General features: G+C 40.3%; 20 protein-coding genes and 1 pseudogene. 19 read left to right on the top strand and 2 right to left on the bottom strand.

Features of this window, described 5'->3' with window-relative positions; genetic code table 11:
* Positions 1–169 precede the first annotated feature (169 nt).
* The 3 genes from F7Y48_RS09990 (at position 170) to F7Y48_RS09980 (ending at position 5750) form a co-directional block, all read left to right on the top strand.
* Entirely contained in the window at positions 170–3205 is a 3036-nt protein-coding gene (locus F7Y48_RS09990; protein ID WP_316683737.1) for a M6 family metalloprotease domain-containing protein, read from the top strand.
* 46 nt (positions 3206–3251) lie between these two features.
* Entirely contained in the window at positions 3252–4232 is a 981-nt protein-coding gene (locus tag F7Y48_RS09985; RefSeq protein ID WP_253658115.1) for a GlxA family transcriptional regulator, read from the top strand.
* A 609-nt stretch (positions 4233–4841) separates the two neighbouring features.
* A complete protein-coding gene (locus F7Y48_RS09980) occupies positions 4842–5750 on the top strand; it encodes a LysR family transcriptional regulator (protein WP_124007822.1) in 909 nt (302 codons plus the stop codon).
* 52 nt (positions 5751–5802) lie between these two features.
* Here F7Y48_RS09980 and F7Y48_RS09975 read toward each other — a convergent pair whose 3' ends face one another.
* The gene (locus tag F7Y48_RS09975; protein WP_124007823.1) at positions 5803–6246 is read right to left on the bottom strand and encodes a prepilin peptidase; all 444 of its coding nucleotides are present in this window, start codon (positions 6244–6246) and stop codon (positions 5803–5805) included.
* A gap of 194 nt (positions 6247–6440) precedes the next feature.
* On the opposite strand from F7Y48_RS09975, the gene F7Y48_RS09970 reads away from it, so the two are divergent.
* From F7Y48_RS09970 to F7Y48_RS09895, 16 genes and pseudogenes are all read left to right on the top strand, one after another.
* Positions 6441–6692 (top strand): Flp family type IVb pilin, encoded by a 252-nt coding sequence (locus tag F7Y48_RS09970; RefSeq protein WP_046876019.1) that lies wholly within the window; start codon positions 6441–6443, stop codon positions 6690–6692.
* A gap of 56 nt (positions 6693–6748) precedes the next feature.
* The gene (locus F7Y48_RS09965; RefSeq protein ID WP_124007824.1) at positions 6749–7504 is read left to right on the top strand and encodes a pilus assembly protein CpaB; all 756 of its coding nucleotides are present in this window, start codon (positions 6749–6751) and stop codon (positions 7502–7504) included.
* Positions 7505–7506: 2 nt separating this feature from the next.
* Positions 7507–8850, top strand: coding sequence for a type II and III secretion system protein family protein (locus tag F7Y48_RS09960; RefSeq protein ID WP_124007825.1), 1344 nt, complete (start codon positions 7507–7509; stop codon positions 8848–8850).
* On the top strand, positions 8850–9299 hold the full coding sequence (locus F7Y48_RS09955; protein ID WP_005445974.1) for a hypothetical protein: 450 nt from the start codon (positions 8850–8852) through the stop codon (positions 9297–9299). Before F7Y48_RS09960 ends, F7Y48_RS09955 begins: the two co-directional genes overlap by 1 nt.
* 3 nt (positions 9300–9302) lie before the next feature.
* Entirely contained in the window at positions 9303–10502 is a 1200-nt protein-coding gene (locus tag F7Y48_RS09950; RefSeq protein ID WP_005445972.1) for a CpaE family protein, read from the top strand.
* Entirely contained in the window at positions 10499–11764 is a 1266-nt protein-coding gene (locus tag F7Y48_RS09945; RefSeq protein ID WP_005445970.1) for a CpaF family protein, read from the top strand. Before F7Y48_RS09950 ends, F7Y48_RS09945 begins: the two co-directional genes overlap by 4 nt.
* Complete coding sequence (locus tag F7Y48_RS09940; RefSeq protein WP_258505597.1) at positions 11761–12675, top strand: type II secretion system F family protein; 915 nt, start codon at positions 11761–11763, stop codon at positions 12673–12675. Before F7Y48_RS09945 ends, F7Y48_RS09940 begins: the two co-directional genes overlap by 4 nt.
* Entirely contained in the window at positions 12675–13541 is an 867-nt protein-coding gene (locus tag F7Y48_RS09935) for a type II secretion system F family protein (RefSeq protein WP_258505564.1), read from the top strand. Before F7Y48_RS09940 ends, F7Y48_RS09935 begins: the two co-directional genes overlap by 1 nt.
* The gene (locus F7Y48_RS09930; protein ID WP_258505562.1) at positions 13541–14629 is read left to right on the top strand and encodes a tetratricopeptide repeat protein; all 1089 of its coding nucleotides are present in this window, start codon (positions 13541–13543) and stop codon (positions 14627–14629) included. Before F7Y48_RS09935 ends, F7Y48_RS09930 begins: the two co-directional genes overlap by 1 nt.
* Positions 14626–15168, top strand: coding sequence for a TadE family protein (locus F7Y48_RS09925; protein ID WP_005445962.1), 543 nt, complete (start codon positions 14626–14628; stop codon positions 15166–15168). The genes F7Y48_RS09930 and F7Y48_RS09925 overlap by 4 nt, the downstream gene beginning before the upstream one ends.
* Positions 15158–15736: a tight adherence pilus pseudopilin TadF gene (gene tadF / locus F7Y48_RS09920; RefSeq protein WP_258505558.1), complete on the top strand. Its 579-nt coding sequence runs from the start codon at positions 15158–15160 to the stop codon at positions 15734–15736. The genes F7Y48_RS09925 and tadF overlap by 11 nt, the downstream gene beginning before the upstream one ends.
* A gap of 1 nt (position 15737) precedes the next feature.
* On the top strand, positions 15738–17120 hold the full coding sequence (locus F7Y48_RS09915; protein ID WP_258505514.1) for a TadE/TadG family type IV pilus assembly protein: 1383 nt from the start codon (positions 15738–15740) through the stop codon (positions 17118–17120).
* 1 nt (position 17121) lies between these two features.
* Positions 17122–17685 carry an OmpA family protein gene (locus tag F7Y48_RS09910; protein WP_258505503.1) on the top strand — a complete coding sequence of 188 codons (564 nt, stop codon included), beginning with the start codon at positions 17122–17124 and terminating at the stop codon, positions 17683–17685.
* Between the two features lie 310 nt (positions 17686–17995).
* Complete coding sequence (locus tag F7Y48_RS09905; RefSeq protein WP_316683735.1) at positions 17996–18538, top strand: chromosome segregation ATPase; 543 nt, start codon at positions 17996–17998, stop codon at positions 18536–18538.
* A 2-nt stretch (positions 18539–18540) separates the two neighbouring features.
* A pseudogene (locus F7Y48_RS09900) lies at positions 18541–18744 on the top strand (diguanylate cyclase domain-containing protein); the annotation flags it as partial.
* 136 nt (positions 18745–18880) lie between these two features.
* Positions 18881–19768 (top strand): LysR family transcriptional regulator, encoded by an 888-nt coding sequence (locus F7Y48_RS09895; RefSeq protein WP_316683734.1) that lies wholly within the window; start codon positions 18881–18883, stop codon positions 19766–19768.
* Here F7Y48_RS09895 and F7Y48_RS09890 read toward each other — a convergent pair.
* Entirely contained in the window at positions 19765–20373 is a 609-nt protein-coding gene (locus tag F7Y48_RS09890) for a response regulator transcription factor (protein WP_005395257.1), read from the bottom strand. The two genes, F7Y48_RS09895 and F7Y48_RS09890, sit on opposite strands and share 4 nt — an antisense overlap.
* Positions 20374–20379: the final 6 nt, after the last annotated feature.

The following is a 20379-nucleotide window of genomic DNA, read 5'->3' as shown; positions in this document are numbered from 1 at the left end:
ATAATAGAATTTAATGGTTAGATAAAAATGTATTATGCTCAACACGCCAATTTTTATGTGATATTGAACAAATAACTATTATTTATAAATTCAGTAGAAATGTTAATTGGGAAGGGAAAATTGATTTTGATATACATAACGCTTGATTTTTATTTTAGTCGACGGGTATATGAAAAAAATATATTTTCCAATCATCAGCACTTTGATGGTTTCCTTTGCTCATGCCAATACGCTGCCTGCGCCAACTTGGCATCAATTTCAGTTAAATGATGGCTCAAAGAAAGAATTAAAACTTTATGGCGATCAAGAATCTTTCTGGTATCAAGATAGAGAAGGCATTATTTATGTCTACGATGAAGAGACAGGGTGGTTTTATGGTAATCATGAAATTGTTGATGGGCGTTTTGTCGTCACTTCTCTTGGGGTTGAAGCCAAATTAGAAATGCCACAAGCAGTCAGAGAGCTGTTAAAAGAACGCGTCACCCCGACGTCTTCTTTATCGCCTTCTGAGTACGTTTATCCAATGAATGAGCCATATCTTGAGCAAACTCCCATTCGAGCACTAAACACAACAAATGAGCCCACGCACCAACCTTTGCTCGTTGTTCAGGTGAGCTTTAACAACCAAGACTTTGTGAATGACTTCACCAACGTGATTTTTGGGGATAATCAGCAAAGTGTAAAAGACTACTTCAGTAAGAATAGCTACGGACGTTACATCGTAGAGCCTGCGAAAGAAACGGAAGGTACGGCGAACGATGGTGTTATCGACCTTACGTTGGATATCGCTCACCCGAACTGCCACTCAAAAAATGATGCGACTTGTGACAGTAAGTTAAATGAAGCCTTTAAAGCCGCTTACGACAAGTTAGACCGTTATGTGGATTTGTCTACTTACGATTTGAATAACGACGACAAAATCACACCTGACGAATTGTCTGTGATGTTTGTATTTGCGGGGTATGATAAATCTGCCGGTTCGGTAAATACGCCGTACATTTGGCCTCATCGTCATAGTCATAATGCGATTGAGATCGATGGAAAGACCATTCGAGATTACTGCTTGTTTGCTGACTTCCAAGGTGACCATCAATCTACGATGGGCGTGATTGCCCATGAACTTGGACACTTGATGCTTGGTCTACCTGATTTGTATTCCTACAAACATTCCGGCTCTGTTGGCCAGTGGGGATTAATGGGTGGCGGAAGCTGGGCAAGTAAACAAGGTGATACGTATGCAGGGGAAACGCCGGTCAATATGTTGGCATGGAGTAAGGAAGCTGCTGGTTTCATCAAGCCGAAAGTGATTGAAGCGTCTGGTTCTAGCACAATCGAGACTCGTCAAGGCGAGGGTGTGGTGTATCTCGATCCGTATTTGAAACAGCAAGGTCCAAGAGCTTACTTCGAAAACAGAAGAAAAACGGAATACGACCGTGCGTTGTCAGGTGAAGGTCTTTTGATCACGGCCGTAAGTATCGACAACCGTTTCAATGACACAGGGCCAATGCAAGTTCAGGTATTCCAAGCGGACGGTCTGGATGAACTACAAACTCGTGGCTGGTCAGATCAAGGTGATGTGTTCCCGGGCTCAAGCAATGTGGTAACTATTTCGGATGATACAACTCCTTCTTTAAAACTCATCACCGGTGGCCGGGAAACCAATATCTCGATTAATGATATCGCCAGTACAGATCAAAGCGGCACGTTACGAGCGTCTATTCCTTCATCGACGAATAAATCGGCTTGGATAACGTCACTTTCAAGAACGTACGTGTATGAAGACAGCCGCAACAATACGATCGGGTTTGGGTTAGAAAACAACGACGGTTACCAATCTTTGGTTGGTTTCTACTTATTTGCTAAGCCAATCCTACCAAACTCCGAGATGCGTTATCGCATGTTTAAATATGACCTGACTACAAACCGTTGGGGGAATGCGTCTATTAACGTTGACACTCAAGTTGAAGTGTCATCGGGGGTGATTCCTACGTTTGGTGGTCGAGTTATGTTTGCATCGCCATTTGATATCGATGAAGGTGAGCAGTTGTTGGTCATTGAGCTAGAAAACGCTAAGCCAGAGTACAGCTATTCATTCTTGGACGCTTATTTGTCTAACGGAGAGAAAAAGAAGCAGTTCTATGGAAATACCAGTTCGTACAAGACGAGCGGATTAAGCGAAGGGCGTGGCCGTAACTATCCTTTTGCTGCTTTGTTAGAAAAACCTCAGGCGAAGCCTAGTATTACGGTTGAAACGGATTCCGTCACCGTATTAAGCGGTGAAAGTATTACGATTGATGTACTGGCGAATGACCACTCATCGGATGCGAATAGTACATTGAAGCTAGATAAGATCACATCAAAGCCTTCGATTGGTAGCGCTGAAATCTCAGGACAAAAAATCCACTATTCTGTTCCTGTTTCGGACATTCCAGAACAACGAGCAGTAATGAAGTATCAAGTGTCTGACGATTTTGGGACGACAGCAGAAGGTGAGGTAGTCATCACGATCAATTCTCCAGTAATCACCGCGAATAGTCTTCAATACAAAGCGCTAGAAGATACACCACTGGAACTTAACTTACGTCAGCAACAAGGACTAGAGAAAGGGGACACCATCGTCATTAAAAAGCCGCCGATGCACGGCAAGATTGATGGGAATACCTACCAAAGCAAGGAAAACTACTTTGGTAATGACCAGTTTGAGTTTTCTATTGTGAAAGAAAACGGACGTGAATCTAATACAGCTATGGCTGTAATTACAGTCGAAGCGGTTAATGATGAGCCGATCTTTTCTATCGAAGCGAGTCGTAAAGAAGGCCTATCAAATGAAAAAGTCACACTATCTGTACTTGGCTTAAAAGACGTTGATTCAACCAATCATTCATTCAAATGGCGTCAAGTTTCTGGGACTAAAGCCCAGTTTGCCACCACGGACACGATTAGTGTAGAAGTGACGTTACCAAAAGTGAGTGAGAAAAGTGAAAAGCTGACGTTTGAAGTGACGGTAAACGACAATGATGGTGCAATTATTACTAAGAACGTTGCTATGGTTGTTAAGCAAGAAGTTGTTGTGGAAAATGATCCTGTCAAGAGTGAAGAAGGTGGCTCTATGAGGCTGTGGGTTATTCTGTGTATGATCCTGATTAGCCTAAGAACAAAGGTTAATAATTTGTATAGATTCGTAATAAGAAATGATATTTGGTAGAAAAATATTATAATTCATCGCCTTGTATTCGCAGGATGAATGAAGATTGAAGGAAACCAATAAGAAAAACCTCCGTGTCGTAGCGCTTGCTCCGACAGGGAGGTATTTTGCATCAATAATAAGCTCATTAGAGATCTTGGAAACAGCAGCTGAATTTGCAGAGTTCCAAGGTTTCATGACACACGTCGTTACGCCAAACAATCGGCCGTTAATTGGTCGAGGGGGGATCAGCGTTCAGCCCACCGCACAATGGCAATCATTTGATTTTACAAACATATTAATCATTGGCTCAATTGGCGATCCTTTAGAGTCGTTAGATAAGATCGATCCTGCATTGTTCGATTGGATCAGAGAGTTACACCTAAAAGGCAGCAAAATAGTTGCAATTGACACTGGTATTTTTGTCGTCGCGAAAGCCGGTCTTTTGCAGCAAAACAAAGCTGTAATGCATTCTTACTTCGCCCACCTCTTTGGCGAACTGTTCCCTGAGATAATGCTCATGACTGAGCAGAAAGCACTCATTGACGGAAACGTCTATCTTTCGTCTGGACCTTACTCTCACTCAAGTGTGATGCTGGAAATAGTAGAAGAGTATTTTGGAAAGCACACTCGAAACCTTGGTAACCAGTTTTTAAGTACAATAGAGAGCAGTGGAAACTCTCATTCATACTGTGATGTTTTCCGTTACATGCAACACAGAGATGAGCTGATTCTAAAAATCCAAAAATGGATTCTCACCACGGATCTAGACATCGTTTCTATCAGTGATTTAGCGAATGAAGCTTGCTTATCAGAACGGCAGTTAAAACGCCGATTTAAAGAGGCGACATCCATCAGTCCGTTAAAGTTTATTCAGTTAGGGCGTTTATCTTTTGCAAAAGAACTGTTGAGGTCAACAAAATTGTCAATTGATGAAGTGGCAAGTCGATCTGGTTATGTTGATACACAGTTTTTCAGGCAGATATTCAAACGAGAAAATGATTGTTCTCCACTTGAATACCGTAAAAGAAACCAAATTAAAGTTTAATGATAAGCATATCTCATGGCCAGAATTATGATCTATACAACATTATTAATTGAATAGTCATATTTACATTCGTTTTAAATCCATATTATAGTTCGAACGAAAATGGCAAACGTTTGCTATTTTCTTTCGAGTATAAATGAGTTAGTCTTGAATTAATTATTAATAACGGTAACTTATACTTATATATACGTATTCTTATAATTACTTAATTTCTATTAATAATATTGTCGTTCATATAATGTATATAGTTTGTTATGAAATAAAACAATATGAATATTATTAAGTGATTACTTAAAATAAAAGGGGGATTTAGACCTTATAAAGGGGGTGATTAAGACACAATATTATAAATTTACCTTTTTTAAATCAATTATTTTTCAGCGTAAAATAATAATTAAAACATGTGTTTGCAATGTTTTTTGTCTTTTCGGATCAGTGTAAAACTTAGTTAATAAGAAACTAGTTTCTTATACAACTGTTTAATGCTTAGACGTAAAATAAGAGACAGAGTTATAGAGGGGAGCTATTTATTAACTAGCTTCATCTGTAGCTTTATGGATTTATAAAAATTATAACTATCGGAAATTATTGGGTCTTGGTGTTATTAAAATGAAAGCAAATAAACGTACCATCGATGTAAAGTACTTGCGCACTTTTTCACATGTTGCAAGGCATAGAAGTTTTACTGCGGCAGCAGAAAGTCTATATTTAACCCAACCAGCCGTTTCACAACATATTAAAAAACTTGAATGTACTATAGGGGCTGAAGTCTTCGATCGAAAAGATGGATTCAATCTGACTAAACATGGCCAAATATTACTTAGTTATACAGACAGAACAATGTCTTTATATGACCAATTATTTGACGAATTGGCTCAAGTAGATATGTTTGATCGGTATTCTATTGCGATATCTGATTCATTTGCTCCTGAATTGGTAGCGAAGGTAATTAGCTCTTTTAGAGTGTATAACGACGTCGAGTTAGCTATTACAAGTTATAGCGACATGAATTGTGTTGATAAAGATAACCACGATTTAGTCTTCGCTATTGGTGACACCACATCCGTGGAAGGTCGCGTTTTCCCACTAAATAGAGAGCAATACATTTTGGCTTGCGGCTGTGCAGTCAAACCTGAGGAATGCTACCCTGAGCGAATCGTCTTTTGTAATACTTTGACTAGGCGAGATGCTGAGGTATTGCTTGACTCTTCTGGTGTGGATACTTCTAGAGTAAAACATTGGCTTACTACTTCTTCGTCTCGATTGATGATCAATGAACTGCAAGCGGAAAATACTTTTGTTATCTGTCCTAGTTGGACACTGGGCGATTACAAGTGTAGCCAGTATCCGCTATCCAAGTACATTGAGATGTACGTATGGTGTAATGATTCTGCTGCGAAGAAAATCGACCAAGAACGTTTGAGAAGTTTGATTACCGAAACATTCCGACTGACTTCTAAAGGCGTGGTTGGTAGACCACCTACGGGTCGGTTACTAACCAGTTGTGAAGTGATGTAGAAAAACGCCATGCCTATTGAATAAATAGACATGGCGTTTGTTTTAATAATGCTTAAATTAATGACATGTAGAAGAAAAAGAGCCCACTTATACCAATTGGTATTGTGTAAGGGATGCCATTCTCAAAAGGTATTTTTTTACGATAAACAGACATTAACCACATAACCAATATTTGAATCCCACCCAGTAATCCTATAGTTACTATTGCAGCTAACATATATTCATCATTCACTCCTAAGAAAAGTGTGCCAATGAGTTTTACATCTCCGCCTCCTACAATGTTTATCAACCAAAGTATAAAGAAACAAATAAAAACAGAGATACTCACTGTGAGTTGAGCTAGTGGTTCTGGAGTAAACAACAAGCTAAGTAGTGAAGTAATAAAGATAATAAGAAGAAATCGATGTTTCACAATTCTATAACGAATATCGTCATAGAATATGAGTAAGACGTTGACCAGGCAAGTTAGCCACAAAGCAAAATTTATATAATTCATTTTCCTATTTTAAATTTTTCACTTATAAATTCAAATTGTTTTCGATAATAAAAATTTATGTAATGGATTTCATTGATTTTATAACAACATCTTATATGTAAATAAAAAAGCTTAATTGGTGTGATTGTTTCTGTTGATGTAAATTTTATTCGTTCACGAAACGAGTGATTAATTCAAGGGAAATAGAGGTAAACATGCTTTTAAATATCAATAATAAACTTCGTAATATCCGCCATAAATTTAATTCTGACAAACGTGGTGTCACTGCTGTGGAATACGCAATCATCGCTGTAGCAATGTCTTCAATTATTCTATTTGTATTCAAAGATGGCACTTTGAAAACAACGTTAAATGATGCGATGGGCAAAATTTCCACTTCAATGGAAAGTGCTAACTCTGCTGGAGGTTCTGGCTCTGGCAATAAAGCTGACGGTAAACAAGGATAAGTTAACCAGTTATAAATTTAGAGAGGGGAAACCCTCTCTTTTAAGGTTTTTATTCTATGAGTAGAGCATTAGTTTTTGTATTTGTTGCCATCACTATGTTTTTGGCTTTTTTCTACGTCAGCGATTTTTTTGATCAGCCTGAGCCAGTGGCAGTGGTCGAAAATGAAGTGTTTGTAGAGGTCGCATTCGTTAATCGAGCTGTAAACAAAGCTGAGCCGGTTAACACCGATGCAATAGATATTCGTGAGTTTCCCGAGTCGGAAGCAAAACAGCATTCATACGTTCCTTACGCGAGTATCAAGATTGATTCAGGTGCTCTATGGGCGAAAGACGTCAATGAAGGTATGCAATTAACACCAGACTTGGTTTCTAATCCTGGTGAAAAAGATTACATGTATCTTTCACTTAAAAAAGACCAAGTGCCTTACTACTACTTGTCGCAAGGCAGTAGCATTGTAGAAGCGCTACCAATTCAACCTGGCGATCGCGTCAGTTTTGTTGCCACAACCTCATCTCAATCTAATTTATTAGAAAGTGGCTATTCCGATATCGATAGCTTAACGAGCAACGTCATCATTGACGGGGCTTTGGTTTTGCAATCGATGAACGTTTCTGAAGATGATGATTCGTCAAATGAAGAATATGGCTTGATTATCGCGTTGACCGTTAAACAGGTACTTAAGCTTGAAATGGCACAGAAAATTGGAGCCATAACTCTGGTTCCAGCAAAGATGGTTCATAAATACTTATCTGTAAAAAGTAGCGATTTGATTGAGCATCGATTTGGCGTTCGACAGCTGAGAGGGAATTAAGGGTGTTCAATAAAAATATATTATCAGTCACGCTGGGATTGGTTTTGCTTCTCCCGGTTTCCGCGTCAGCTGGGGATCTATTAAGCCTTGATAAAGGTGCAGCGAAGACGATTAATGTAAAACGCAACATTGATACCGTGTTTGTCGCAGATACCCAAATTGCGGATTACAAGGTCATCGCAAACGGGAAATTGGTGATTTACGGTATTGGCCGTGGCGCCACTTCCATTATCGCGTACGACCGAGCAGGAAACGAAATTTACAACGCAGAAGTGGTAGTAAATAAAAGCTTAAGGCTTTTAAAACAAACGCTTATTGCAAGGTATCCCGATGAAGACATTAAGCTGACCAATATTGGTGAGCAGGTTGTCATTGATGGTGTCGTGAGCAGCGAAGAAATCAAAAACAAGGTGTATCGCCACGTAGGTGAAATGCTGAAAAAGAGCAAACAAAGGAACACTTTTGAGCTCACTAATGCAAACGGAGAAGCTGGCGATGCTCTCGACTACACAGCGACTTATGTGTTTGAAGACATCATCAACAACCTGAAAGTTCTCACGACTGATCAAATCAACGTAAAGCTGACGGTTGCAGAAGTTTCAAGTTCATTCTTGACCGAGCTAGGGGTTTCATACGCTGAAACAAACGGTAAGTCCATTGGTGGTGCTGGTCAGTTCGTCAATAAAATTTTAGATTTTACTGCTGAGGATATCGTTGCGGTTATTTCAGCGAGTGGTAATGACAGCATTGGACAAGTGCTTGCCGAACCAAATTTATCAGTGATTTCCGGTGAGTCCGCAAGCTTTCTAGTCGGTGGTGAAATCCCTATTACAGTTCGCGATAACGATGGTATCTCTGTTACTTACAAAGAGTACGGCGTAAAGCTGTCGATGGTTGCTAAAGTAACAGACTCTGAAAATATTCGTTTGTCACTGCTGCCGGAAGTGAGCTCTATTGATAAGACCAATGGTGTGAACTCTGGACTCATCAGTGTGCCTTCTTTGAGGACTCGCAAAGCCCAAACGACCGTGCAATTGAAAGATGGTCAAAGCTTTGTTCTAGCGGGTCTGTTGACATCAGAAGAACAGGAATCATTAGCCAAAATCCCTTACCTGGGTGATATCCCGATTTTGGGTGCACTGTTTAGTAAAACCAATACTGAAAGAAGAAAGACTGAGCTGATTATCGTAGCGACAGTTAACCTCGTCGATCCTGTTAAAGAAACCGATATCAAACTGCCGAAGTTCAAACGAACGAGTGATCTTGAGCGTTTGTTGAAACTTGATCTTTCAAATGTTGATGACGAAGAGCTGGAAAATACGATAAAGGCGGGAGGCTTTAACTAATGAAGGCAAACCTATTGTTGGTGGTTTCTGTATTACTCTCGGGTTGCTCGGTATCGGTAACACCAAACAAAACAACCGTAGACACAATTGTAGAAACCTTTGAGTTTCGAGTCACAAACAAAGAAGTGGCGATGGATAAGTCAGTTAACTTCGTCAATCAAATTAATCTTCAGTATCCAAAGTCGACATTTGCAATCAATTACGACGCCAAAGAAAGTCAGTTTGTTGATGGCTTTGTGAAAGAAATCAAAGCCAAAGGCGTAAACAAGTTGCGTTATACCCTAAACGCAAACAGCGAAAGCAAAGGCGTAAAAATCGTTGCGAAATACCACAAGATGCAAGAGCAAACTTGTGATGCTGTTTCATTCAACACCCTTAAACATCATCCATTTGGGTGCAGCTTGGAATACAACAGACGCTTGAGTATGACGAATCCTGTGGCGGAGTAAAAAATGGATTTAGATAACCTATTCAAAACGACTTCATCAAGCAAAGATAAGAAGAACAACACCATTGATCTGGTTGTTTCAGATGATTTGGCTTTTCTTCAAGCAATCGACGAGCTCTACGCAATCGAAGGTTTCGCTTCACCTTTAAAAGTCGACGATATTGATGACGAAAGTTGGCATAAAACTAACGCTGAAATAAAACATGTCATTCTTGACTTAAGAGCATGTGGCGAGTTGATTTCAGAAGTTGCGGAGATCTCTTCAAGATTAGACGTCAGCATTTCTCTTATTGTAGTGAGTAACATGGACTCAATACTGATGCGAGATAAAGTCTTGTCATTGGGTGCCAACTACATTCTTTGGGACCCTGAACTCGATGGTTTGTTAGGGGCGCTTAAAGAGTCAAGTGCTGCGACATTCTCACCAACAGTTAAGAAGAAGTCTCGCATTGCCAAGCGAGTCTTAATGCTTGGTAGCAAAGGTGGGGTGGGCGTGTCCACGATCAGTGCCTTTCTTTCACACAGTTTGAGTCAACAAGCTAATTTAAAAACCTTGCTTGTTGAGCATGACACCATCGCACTAAACTCAGACATATTTCTAGGCTTAAAAGGGCTAAAAGCGCAGCAAAACAGCATTGATTTGAACCAGTCTGAACTGGATGCCGCGATTGCTGGAAGCTATGTAAAACCCGTTAAAGATAAGCTCAACTTCCTCACATTAGAAAAGAACGTTGCTTGCTTGAGCGATCATGTAGATTCGTTGTTTCGCATCTCTAATGAACTGGTTGATCAATACAACTTTATCATTGATTCCATGCCGCTCAGTGCGATTGATGAGTTGACAGCAGAAGACATCAGTGACCGATACAACCGTATTTTTATTGTTTGTGAACCTTCTGTGGCCTCACTAAGAGCGTACCACTCAATCAAGAAGAAGCTGGGTAAGTCTGAGCATCGAGTGATTTTCTCGATGACGCGCTCTCAGAAGGACTACATGATGCCGCTTCAAGGGGCGAAAGAGAAAATCAAAGCCAAAGACGCGATTGATTTTGCTTATGAAGCCAATCTAGAGAAGCTCATTATTCAACAAGGCATTCAAAATACGGCAAAGCTTAAGTTTGCACCTGCCATTGCCAATATTGTGAATTCGTTGACGGGTAAAAAAGTCAAAGTACAGAAAAAGTTCGCGTGGTTTAAGAAATGAATCACTTGAAAGAAGTTTATATCGAGATCCGGGACGAAATCTTTGACGCTTTAGATGCAGCCTCGTTAGTTGACGTTGAACCGTTAGAGCTTGAGAGCCAACTAAAAGACTCCGTTAATATTCTTATTGAGAAGAAGCAACTTCAAATCAGTAGCTTAAAGCGTTTAGAGCTGGTTAAAGCACTGCTTGACGAGTTGAAAGGTCTTGGACCCCTTCAAGCGTTGGTTGATAACGATGAAATCTCGGACATCATGATCAATGGTCCCTCAGACATCTTTATCGAATTGAACGGTAAGGTAGAAAAATCACCAATTCAGTTTGTTAACGAGAAACAGCTCAACACCATTGCTAAGCGTATTGCCTCAAATGTGGGGCGTCGAATTGATGAATCAAAACCGCTTTGTGATGCTCGTTTGGAAGATGGAAGTCGTGTAAACATTGTTATTCCGCCTCTTGCAATCGATGGGACATCCATTTCGATTCGTAAGTTCAAAGAGCAAAAAATCAAGCTAGAAAACTTGGTTCAGTTTGGCGCGCTATCGGTTGAAATGGCAAAACTGCTTTCGATTGCCAGCCATTGTAAGTGCAACATCCTTATCTCTGGGGGTACGGGTTCAGGTAAAACAACCTTGTTGAACGCATTGTCCGGTTTCATTGGTAGTGGTGAACGTATCGTTACCATTGAAGATGCGGCCGAACTTCAGTTGCAACAACCACACATTGTTCGATTGGAAACTCGTCAAGCAAGCGTTGAAGGGACGGGTGAAATCACTGCGCGAGATTTGGTAATCAACGCTCTGCGTATGCGACCAGATAGAATCATTGTTGGTGAGTGTCGTGGTGGTGAAGCGTTTGAAATGCTTCAAGCAATGAACACTGGTCACGATGGCTCAATGTCTACGCTCCACGCGAACACCCCTCGTGATGCGATTGCTCGTGTGGAGAGTATGGTAATGATGGCGACAGCCAGTCTACCGCTTGAGGCGATTCGTCGAACCATCGTGAGTGCGGTTGACCTGATAGTCCAAGTACGACGACTCCATGATGGAAGTCGTAAGATCTTGTTTATCAGTGAAATTGTTGGTCTCGAAGGTGACAACGTTGTTATGGAAGATATCTTCCGGTTTGAAAACAACGGAATGGGTGATGAAGGCAAAATCTCGGGCGAATTCCGAACGCCAGGTCTTTCTAAGCGCTCTGTAATTTATGAGCGAGCGAAGTTCTTTGGCTTGGATGGGGCGCTGCAGGAGCTGTTCTCATGATGCTGATTGTCATTTTGCTATGGGTTGTAATTGCGTTGTTTCTGTTTATTGGGCATTCGAAAAAACAGAAAGAAATCACATCGATCATTGAGCAATCTAATACGTTCGAGGGCGTTTCTGGCTCTCGAGCGGTTATCGATTCAGAAAGCTTTGATATCAGCTACCGAAAAAAGATTAAGGATAAATTTAAGCAGTTGAAAAAGCTGTTGAGTCCTCATGCAGGAATCAAATTAATTGGCTTTTTTGCGGGCTCTTCATTAGCGGTTTACTTCGTTAACGATTGGTTCTTCATGTTTGAGTATTGGAAAGTGTTGCTTGCTTTGGAGCCAATACTATTTGTGATGTTTATTCTCAAACTTAGTGGCATTCAAGCGCAGCGATTCCAGGATAACTTCCCGGATGCGCTGAACATTCTTTCTGGTGCGCTCTCCTCGGGCCAGAGTATTGTCCATGCGTTCGAATATGTGGGCACTCAGCTTGATAATGAAGTAGGCGAAGAGTTCAAGAAGATGTCAGAGCGCCTACTTATCGGTGAAGACCCAGATGATGTCTTGGCGCGAAGTGCTGCGTCGTTCCCTTATGTTGAGTACTTTTTCTTTGCGGCGACGATTCGAATCAACTTGAGTCGAGGTGGCCAACTAAAAGATGTCATTAACCGCATCAACCGCATCATGTTTGAAGCAAGGGCAATCGAGAAGAAGAAAAATGCACTGACGTCAGAGGCGCGTGCTTCAGCAAAAATTATCGCGGCTCTGCCGGTAATCTTTATCATGATTTTGAAAGTAACCAGCCCTGAAAATTATAACTTCGTGATGTTTGAAGAAGGTGGGAAACCTATCTTTTATTACGTGCTGGTCAGTGAAGCTATCGGATTCTTCTTTATCTATATGATATTAAGAGGAGTGAAGTAATGGTCGACATTAAATTCATCTTTTTAGCATTAGGGTTGTTTGTTTCACTATCTGTCGCGTATTACTCGTTAAAAGTGTTTGATAAAACCAAAGCGAATATTTCGACAAAGAAGATCATTGACTCAACCCAAGAAAAGACGCCTTTTGCGGATAAGTTGGCAGTACAACTTTCGCGCCTGTCTTTTAATAAAGAAGAAACAAAAAACAACTTAGTTAGAGCAGGGATTCATAGTGATTTTATTGCGCAAGCTTATTACCTGCTGAAGGTTATACCACTGTTATTTTGCTTAGCATTTATTGGTTATTCTTACATGCTGGGAGACATGGAGTTTTCATCTGCGTTTATTTCATTCTCGCTTTCGATGCTTGTGTGTTTGATTGCGCCAGATATGTACATTTCATCGAAAGGGAATGCGAACGTTCGTCACGTCAGTAGTCGACTGCCTTTCTTGCTCGACTTGATGAATGTGTGTGTGCATACCGGGATGACGCTCGAAGCGAGCTTGGAATATCTGTCGAACGAGCTAAAAACAGTCGATGAAAACCTGGCTTATGTTGTTAAAAAAACGTCAGAACGAGCCAAAATTGTTGGTTTGGATCGAGCGCTTACTGAGTTCTATGATCTGGTTCCAACCACAGAAGCGCAAAGCTTTGTCATGACTCTTACTCAAAGCTTGAAGTACGGCTCATCAGTAGGTGCGGTATTAGCTTCCCTCGCTTCTGATATTCGAGAAATAAACATGCTCGATTTGGAAGAAAAAATAGGAAAGATGGGGGCAAAAATGTCCATACCAATGATCGCTTTTATCATGGTTCCTATTGTTGTTCTAATCGCAGCGCCAGGGATAATGAGGATGCTAGGATAATGAATGTAAAAAACTATATTTCCCTTTTTATTTTACTGCTTTTAAGTGGTTGTTCAACCATCAATCAGGAATTAGTAACCAAAGAAAAACTACTAACTAATGCTGGACAAACTGAACAACTGATCGAGTTTTATAAAGCAAATTTGGTTGAAGTTCCAAGCTATAAGATAAAACTGATCAATTTATACCTCGATAATAAAGACCAAAAGTCTGCCGAGTTATACATAAATACTCTTGAGAAGAAAGACCTCGAAGATCCAGAGATTATTTACATCTTAGCTAAGTTGGAATATCTAAAACGTAATTATGACGCAAGTGAACGCTATCTAGATGACTATTTAGAAAACGGTGGTCCGAAGGGTAATTATTATCTTTTAAAAGGCAAGATTTTAGCGCGTAAGAAAGATTACAACGGTGCAATCGTCAACTTCAACGACGGCAAGAAAAACGGCGCATCGGACCGAGAAGCGAATAACAATATTGCCGTCGTGATGATGTTGCAAGGTCGTCCGGAACCTGCGATGGAACTGCTCTACAGCTTGTTTGCGGCTAATCCGAACGATGAAAAAGTCCGCTCAAATCTACTATTAGCTTCGACTCGCTCACACCGACCTGACGTAGCACTGGAAGTGTTAAAGCACGACAGCAGCGAACAGGAAGCGCGAGTCAAACTGAAAAAACTCATGCAGAGCGTTAAACCGCTTCTTAAAAAAGTAACGAAAACAGTTCCACCAAAGCAGGTCGCTAAAGTAAAGGAAAAGAAAAATATGGAAATGGAAACGAAATCAGTCGATTTGAAACCAAAGTACGTAGCACGCTCAGTTCTAGATCCAAAAAACTTACGCCCTAAAGCACCTTCAATTTACCGAATTCAAGTTTTGGCAACCTATAAGGTGATTCCTTCGGATTACTTAAACTATCTGAAAGGCAATTATGGAAGTGTGTATTCCTACACGCACGGCTTATGGAAGCGTTACTGCATTGGTGAGTTCAGTGATATCAATGACGCAAAGAAATTTCTTGAAAATATGGATATCAAAGGTGCCTTTGTTGTTGATTACACGAAGAAAAGGTACGTCGAGCTATGATCAAGTTTCAAAAGGGAAGTTTGACGGTTGAGACCGCAATGGGCTTGCCAGTTTTACTAATGGTTCTGTTTACTTGGTTTGACTTGTCGGTTTTAACGTACTCAATGGGCGTCACGGATCATGCATTAACCACAGCAGTGATGAGCAGTAAAAAGCAAGGCAGCTCTCACAGTACTGAAAAAGTCGACTACCAAGACGTAATAAAAACCAAGCTTGAATCAAGTGGTGGTGCACTATGGTCAAAAGTTGTTGATCACTCAACGGTTTCGGCATCGGTTTATTACTTTAAAAACCTAACTGACTTTATCCATTGTAATCGCAGTGGAAAAGCGTTGAGTGAATGCCCAAACATCAAGAAAGGCGACACTGCTGAAAACTCAGTCAACATGCCAATTGCCATATACCAATTGAGCTTCACCTATCAGCCTCTGTTTAACTTTGTTATGCCAAGCATGAACATTAGTCGTGAGATGGTCGCGGTTCAGGAGTACGAGCGCTGCACGTTCAAGTTAGGAGAGGAGATCAGTTGTGGTAACTAAGTCAAAGCAAACCGGTGCTTTTATTGTTGAGCTTGCATTGGTCTTACTCTTTTTTGGCTCCATTATTGCCATGCATATCAACTACACCATCGCCGTTAATAAAAAAGGGCAGTTGGATAGGGTGGTGTATTCGATCGTCAGTGTTATTAGTGAACGCCGACAGTTGTTTGCCAATGAACTTGATATTTGCGGCGCAGGAGGTAAGCAGTGCGAGACACACATGAACAATTCGTTCGATATGGCGAAAGGCATGTTGAAACGCACACTACCAGATTTTGACGAAAATGAGCTGGGGATGCGAGTCTTAGAGCTATCTTTGATTGATAAAGATAAGAAGCTTGTTAGAGCCACCGCCTTAAAGGGCATGACGGCGGGGTGTAATTTTCCGGATCTAGAGGACATTACAGTGGAAAAAGCAACAAAACTATTGCCTTTGACCACGCAGAACCGACGCCTTCCTCTTTATCACGTGTCTCTTTGCTACAAAACGCCGTTTAACATTATCGGTCTTATGAGCGGTGAGCCGATCAAAGTAGTGACCAGTTCCTATTCATTTGCAAGGATTTAATATGAATCGCTTCACTAAGCAAAAAGGGGTTGCTGGGATCATATTTCTTTCGTTTCTCCCTATATTAATCATCACTTTCTCGTTTTCTGTTGGCTATACGCAACGTTTGCTTGCGCACTCAAAAATAGAAGAGGCGGCTGAAGTTGCGAGTCTTGCCTTGATTGCAAGTCCGGGCAAAGACAATCAAGAAGACAAAGACTATGCGCAGAGAATTGTTGACTTATATATTACCGACAATATTAGCGACATTCAGATCAATGTATCGACCAAGAAGTGTGAGTACAAAGACGGTTGTGTTCAGAAAGCCAATGAGTTATCGCCATTTGCAGACTTCACCGTGGTTGCCACCTCTGAGCATGATTCATGGATTTCACATAATGAAATCGGCGTAGAGCCAAAATTCAAAGTGTCTGGCGACTCGATCACCCGGAAATACTTACCTCAACCGGTGGATATCTACTTCATACTGGATACCAGTCAATCGATGAGTAACCTGTGGTATGGGCAAAACAACAAAACTCAGATGCAGGTGGTGAAGGAAACGATCACCAAGGTTGTCGAAGATTTGAAGGACTTCAAAACCGGTGAGAATAAGAAGAGTCGCGTTGCCTTGTTGACTTACAACGCCTACAACGTGAAATACGATAAAAAGGATCGCAGACTAAAATTCTACGACTATGCAAGTGAGTTTTCTCACACAGAAGCATCTTTCCAAAGCATTGTCGATGATATGTTTGACCAGTCTGTGGATGAACAAAACGTGTACCACTCTAGTTATTATAATCAGGCACGAGATATTCCAATAACAGACAACTATCAGGACTTTATCAATATATTGAATTCCAACAAGGTAATGCCCGCAAAAGGGGGCGGTACCGACTCTTGGTTAGGCTTGATTGCAGCAGCGAAAGAAGCGGACAAAGTGAAGAAAGAAGATCGTAACCCGGAACAGGTGTTTATCTTCCTTTCTGATGGTGCAGATACAGACGTACGATTCCCTGACCATCTCCATAGAAATAGTACGTATAGAAACAAATACGATGTAGTCACAAAAAGTTATCGAGACAGTTATGGTTATATTCAGTACCAACAAGTTTACGACAAGTTCTTGAAGTCATTAGTGCGTGAACACAACCTTTGTGAACAGCTCAAGAAAAGAATTTCTAGCAAAGAAAATAAGTTTCAAAGTGAACACGCGAAGTTAGAAGGTGAAAAAACAAAAGTCACTATGGGCGTTATAGGTGTTAACTACAACGTACAAAAAGACGATGGGTTCGGTGATTGTGTTGGCGAGAAAAATATTTATCACGCAAAAAATGGTAAAGATGTCTACAAATATATATTAAATCTGATTAACGAAGAGACAGGACGATTAAAAGATTAAAATGAAAAAATTATTATCAATCGCGATTATTTTTACCTCAAATGTCGCACTCGCTAATTGTATTAATCATGATGAAAACTACGTGAGCTCTAAAATTCTTAAAAGTTCCGAAACCAAAGTCACTCAGGTTGTTGGTAAGTTAGCGGTGACGGTAAATGAAGAACGTTCTATTGTACAGGATAAAAGAGTAGTTAAGGTTGAGGGGGTGAATGCCACCGACAGCTGCACCTTTGATAAGAACTCGATGTCGTTGTTCCTCAACTATGATACTGATAAATACCGTTTAACAGATGCTCACAAACAAGCGATTTCACAATACTTGGAACTGGTTGACGAGGGTACTCATGTTCTTGTTGAAGGGCATACTGATGAGGTCGGTTCTCAAGCTTATAACAAAGGCTTGTCTGCTCGTCGCGCGAATGCCGCAACAACATACCTGAAACAAGGCTTAGGTCTAGGCAACAGGATTGTTGAAAAAGCATTCGGTGAGTCTGCGCCGATTTGTAAGGTAAATGAAAACAAAGTATCTGGCTGTAACCGTCGAGTTGTACTGACTATAGAGTAATGTGCAATCCACTAGTTGCTGTCGTGATTTTAATATTTATGTGCTCAATTTTATGTGGTGTTTAAACGTCTTTGCTGATTTTTAGATGGCGTCGAAATAGGTTGGAAATACTAAAAATTATAAACAAAGCTTAGAGTGGGTAGAGCGATAAATACTAGCGATATATTAAATATGAGCCCTATTCTTGGGCTCAAAGTTTTCTTATTTGAATTGAAGGTAATTTAATGTGGTGAGTATAAATCATACGTTAATATTACATAGATTAATTTTTAGATATAGAACATTGTTTACAATATTTTCGGATTGATAAATGAAGCTTAATTATGTTTTACAAATGCTAATTTTGTTTTTAGGAAACTCTTGTTATTCTTATGGTAAAGTAGAAAATCTAAGAATGAGTGAACAACTGGAGGTATATGTATATAACACACGTATAATTAAGGATACGTCGGATTCTTTAGTCGGGATAGACTTAGATAGAAATAGTATTCGTGATGACGTTGATAAAGCTATCGGTTATCTTTCGGTAAGCGAGGTTGATAAAGAATTTGTTTCTCGCTATGTAAAGTATGCAACAAAAATACTGGAATATAATTTCAAATTAGATAGGCTGGAAAATAAACTAGTTGCGGATGAGCTTTACAAAGAGCATATCTATATTAAAAAATGTTATAAGGAGTCTGGCGTTGATGGCAAGGAACTATATGACTCAATAAATGCTTTAAATGTCTTAATTTTTAATACAGAAACTAGGATAATGGCTTACCTCTACTATGAGAAGTACTTAGATATAAGGCAAACTCACATGGGGGTAAGCTATGATTGTAAAAATAGTAATTTCTATCAAATATGATTATTTTGCCCGGATGCAGCATGAGCAAAGCTTCCATGTTAGCGAAAAAGCTCCGTGGCGTTGTTAAACACAATCGTTTAAATACATTAGATATAGAGATCAGCGTTAGTACTGGTGTTGCTGTGCGCGAAGAGGATGAAACGCTGCAAGAGGTGATCGTGAGAGCAGATGAAGAGTTATATGAAATGAAAAAACAGCGTGTTTGAGGACAACAATACATAACCATGACATAACTGTTTGATAAATTTGACCAAGCAGTACCCTTGGTCTTTTATATTAGTCGAGCAATGCATAATGCTCCTTTGATTGCTGATTAGCATAAGACCCAACTGGTACTGTATCGTGAACAAAGACCTTGATCTAAACCTATTAAAAATACTGGTTCTGTTAGAAAAGCATCGTCAGCTTAAACCCGTAGCGAAAGCCTTGGGCAAGAGTGAGGCGTCGATCAGTAAATATCTTGCTCGCTTACGCATCCAACTTGGTGATGAACTATTCATTCGTCACCCACATCATTTAGAACCCACCAACTTTCTGATGCGTCAGCTACCCAAAATTGCAGATGCATTAGATAACTTAGAAACATGCTTAGTTCGATCAGAATTCAAACCAGAAAAATACAGTAAGGATATAACGGTCTGTTTACCCCAAACGGCTCAGTACTCATTTGGACACTTGTTGGCGATGGATTTAATGACGCTGTTTCCTAAAGCTCATATTACTGTCGCAACCATCACGGAATATACGGTGGACGAAATCCTTTTAGGCAAAGTGGATGCCCAGCTTCATTACTTCAATGATGAATTGCCAAAATCTATCCATCAGAAATTTATTGGCTACGCGCCTGCTGTGGTTGTTGTTCCGGAAGAGCTTGGGATCACCACTCTTGGAGAGGCTGCCAAACTGCCATTTATTATGCTTGAAATTATCGGTTGGAAAGAGAAAGAGCAGCTTGCAAAACGAGCAATGGAGAATCACGGTATGGTGATCAATCGAATTGCAGCGCTAGATAACGTGAGCAGTGTGCTAAAGCTGCTCAAACAAAAAAAGGCGGCGACGGTTTTTCTGGAGTATCAGGCGCCAATCGAAGGATACCGTTTTATTCGTATTCCTGAATCTTATTACCCCAACGGCTGGCCAAAGGTTGTAATTCAGATGAAGCAAAGCCATCGTCACGACGTAATGCACCAGATATTAACCGATGCCATTGCAAAATATATGAAGAACTAACGATCGCATTGAATGTTTTCAGCGCTTGGGATCGTATGCAGTAATTCAATCAATGAATCTGCATGGTATTTTTTCAAAATACGAGTTTTGTAAGTGCTGATGGTTTTAGCGCTGAGCGATAGTTGTTCTGAAATACGTTTATTTGAATAGCCCTGAGCTAAGTAGTGGAACACCATGGCTTCGCGATTGGATAGCGTGACATCACCAGTAGAAGGAGCGTGAGTAGACTTAAACATAGAGTACCCACGTGAGACACTCACAATCGCGTCAGCAATCGCTTCTTTTGTCTCGTTTTTATTCAAGAAACCATGAGCTCCCATCTCGTAAGCCGCTTTAGAAAGGCTGGAATAGTCGCGTGAAGAAATGAAAAGTAATTTACCTTGATAGCCCGTTGCTAAAATATTCTTCGCCAAACGCATACCATCTCGATCACCAAGGACAACGTCTAGAATAATAAAATCAATTTTTGTATTTCGAACTAAGTCCATTACTTCTGCGCTGTCTTTCGACTGAATGACTTCGGCTGTGTTGATTACGCTCTCAACAAGAGAAGTTAGTGCTTCGCTGTAAAGTGGTTGGTCATCAATGATAAGAACATTATTCAAATGGAG

The organism is Vibrio sp. 2-1-2a, from assembly GCF_032648565.1.
GTDB classification, from domain to species: domain Bacteria; phylum Pseudomonadota; class Gammaproteobacteria; order Enterobacterales; family Vibrionaceae; genus Vibrio; species Vibrio diabolicus.
The sequence above is the reverse complement of the archived record's forward strand: the minus strand, read 5'-3'. Positions and strand labels throughout refer to the sequence as shown.

What these genes read in the sequence shown, in the direction of transcription:
- F7Y48_RS09980 (WP_124007822.1), top strand. Translation starts at nt 4,842, where the DNA reads ATGAAAGCAAATAAACGTACCATCGATGTAAAGTACTTGCGCACTTTT.
- F7Y48_RS09915 (WP_258505514.1), top strand. Translation starts at nt 15,738, where the DNA reads ATGAATCGCTTCACTAAGCAAAAAGGGGTTGCTGGGATCATATTTCTT.
- F7Y48_RS09945 (WP_005445970.1), top strand. Translation starts at nt 10,499, where the DNA reads ATGAATCACTTGAAAGAAGTTTATATCGAGATCCGGGACGAAATCTTT.
- F7Y48_RS09990 (WP_316683737.1), top strand. Translation starts at nt 170, where the DNA reads ATGAAAAAAATATATTTTCCAATCATCAGCACTTTGATGGTTTCCTTT.
- F7Y48_RS09910 (WP_258505503.1), top strand. Translation starts at nt 17,122, where the DNA reads ATGAAAAAATTATTATCAATCGCGATTATTTTTACCTCAAATGTCGCA.
- F7Y48_RS09955 (WP_005445974.1), top strand. Translation starts at nt 8,850, where the DNA reads ATGAAGGCAAACCTATTGTTGGTGGTTTCTGTATTACTCTCGGGTTGC.
- F7Y48_RS09950 (WP_005445972.1), top strand. Translation starts at nt 9,303, where the DNA reads ATGGATTTAGATAACCTATTCAAAACGACTTCATCAAGCAAAGATAAG.
- F7Y48_RS09940 (WP_258505597.1), top strand. Translation starts at nt 11,761, where the DNA reads ATGATGCTGATTGTCATTTTGCTATGGGTTGTAATTGCGTTGTTTCTG.
- F7Y48_RS09935 (WP_258505564.1), top strand. Translation starts at nt 12,675, where the DNA reads ATGGTCGACATTAAATTCATCTTTTTAGCATTAGGGTTGTTTGTTTCA.
- F7Y48_RS09925 (WP_005445962.1), top strand. Translation starts at nt 14,626, where the DNA reads ATGATCAAGTTTCAAAAGGGAAGTTTGACGGTTGAGACCGCAATGGGC.
- F7Y48_RS09965 (WP_124007824.1), top strand. Translation starts at nt 6,749, where the DNA reads ATGAGTAGAGCATTAGTTTTTGTATTTGTTGCCATCACTATGTTTTTG.
- F7Y48_RS09905 (WP_316683735.1), top strand. Translation starts at nt 17,996, where the DNA reads ATGAAGCTTAATTATGTTTTACAAATGCTAATTTTGTTTTTAGGAAAC.
- F7Y48_RS09975 (WP_124007823.1), bottom strand. Translation starts at nt 6,246, where the DNA reads ATGAATTATATAAATTTTGCTTTGTGGCTAACTTGCCTGGTCAACGTC.
- F7Y48_RS09970 (WP_046876019.1), top strand. Translation starts at nt 6,441, where the DNA reads ATGCTTTTAAATATCAATAATAAACTTCGTAATATCCGCCATAAATTT.
- F7Y48_RS09930 (WP_258505562.1), top strand. Translation starts at nt 13,541, where the DNA reads ATGAATGTAAAAAACTATATTTCCCTTTTTATTTTACTGCTTTTAAGT.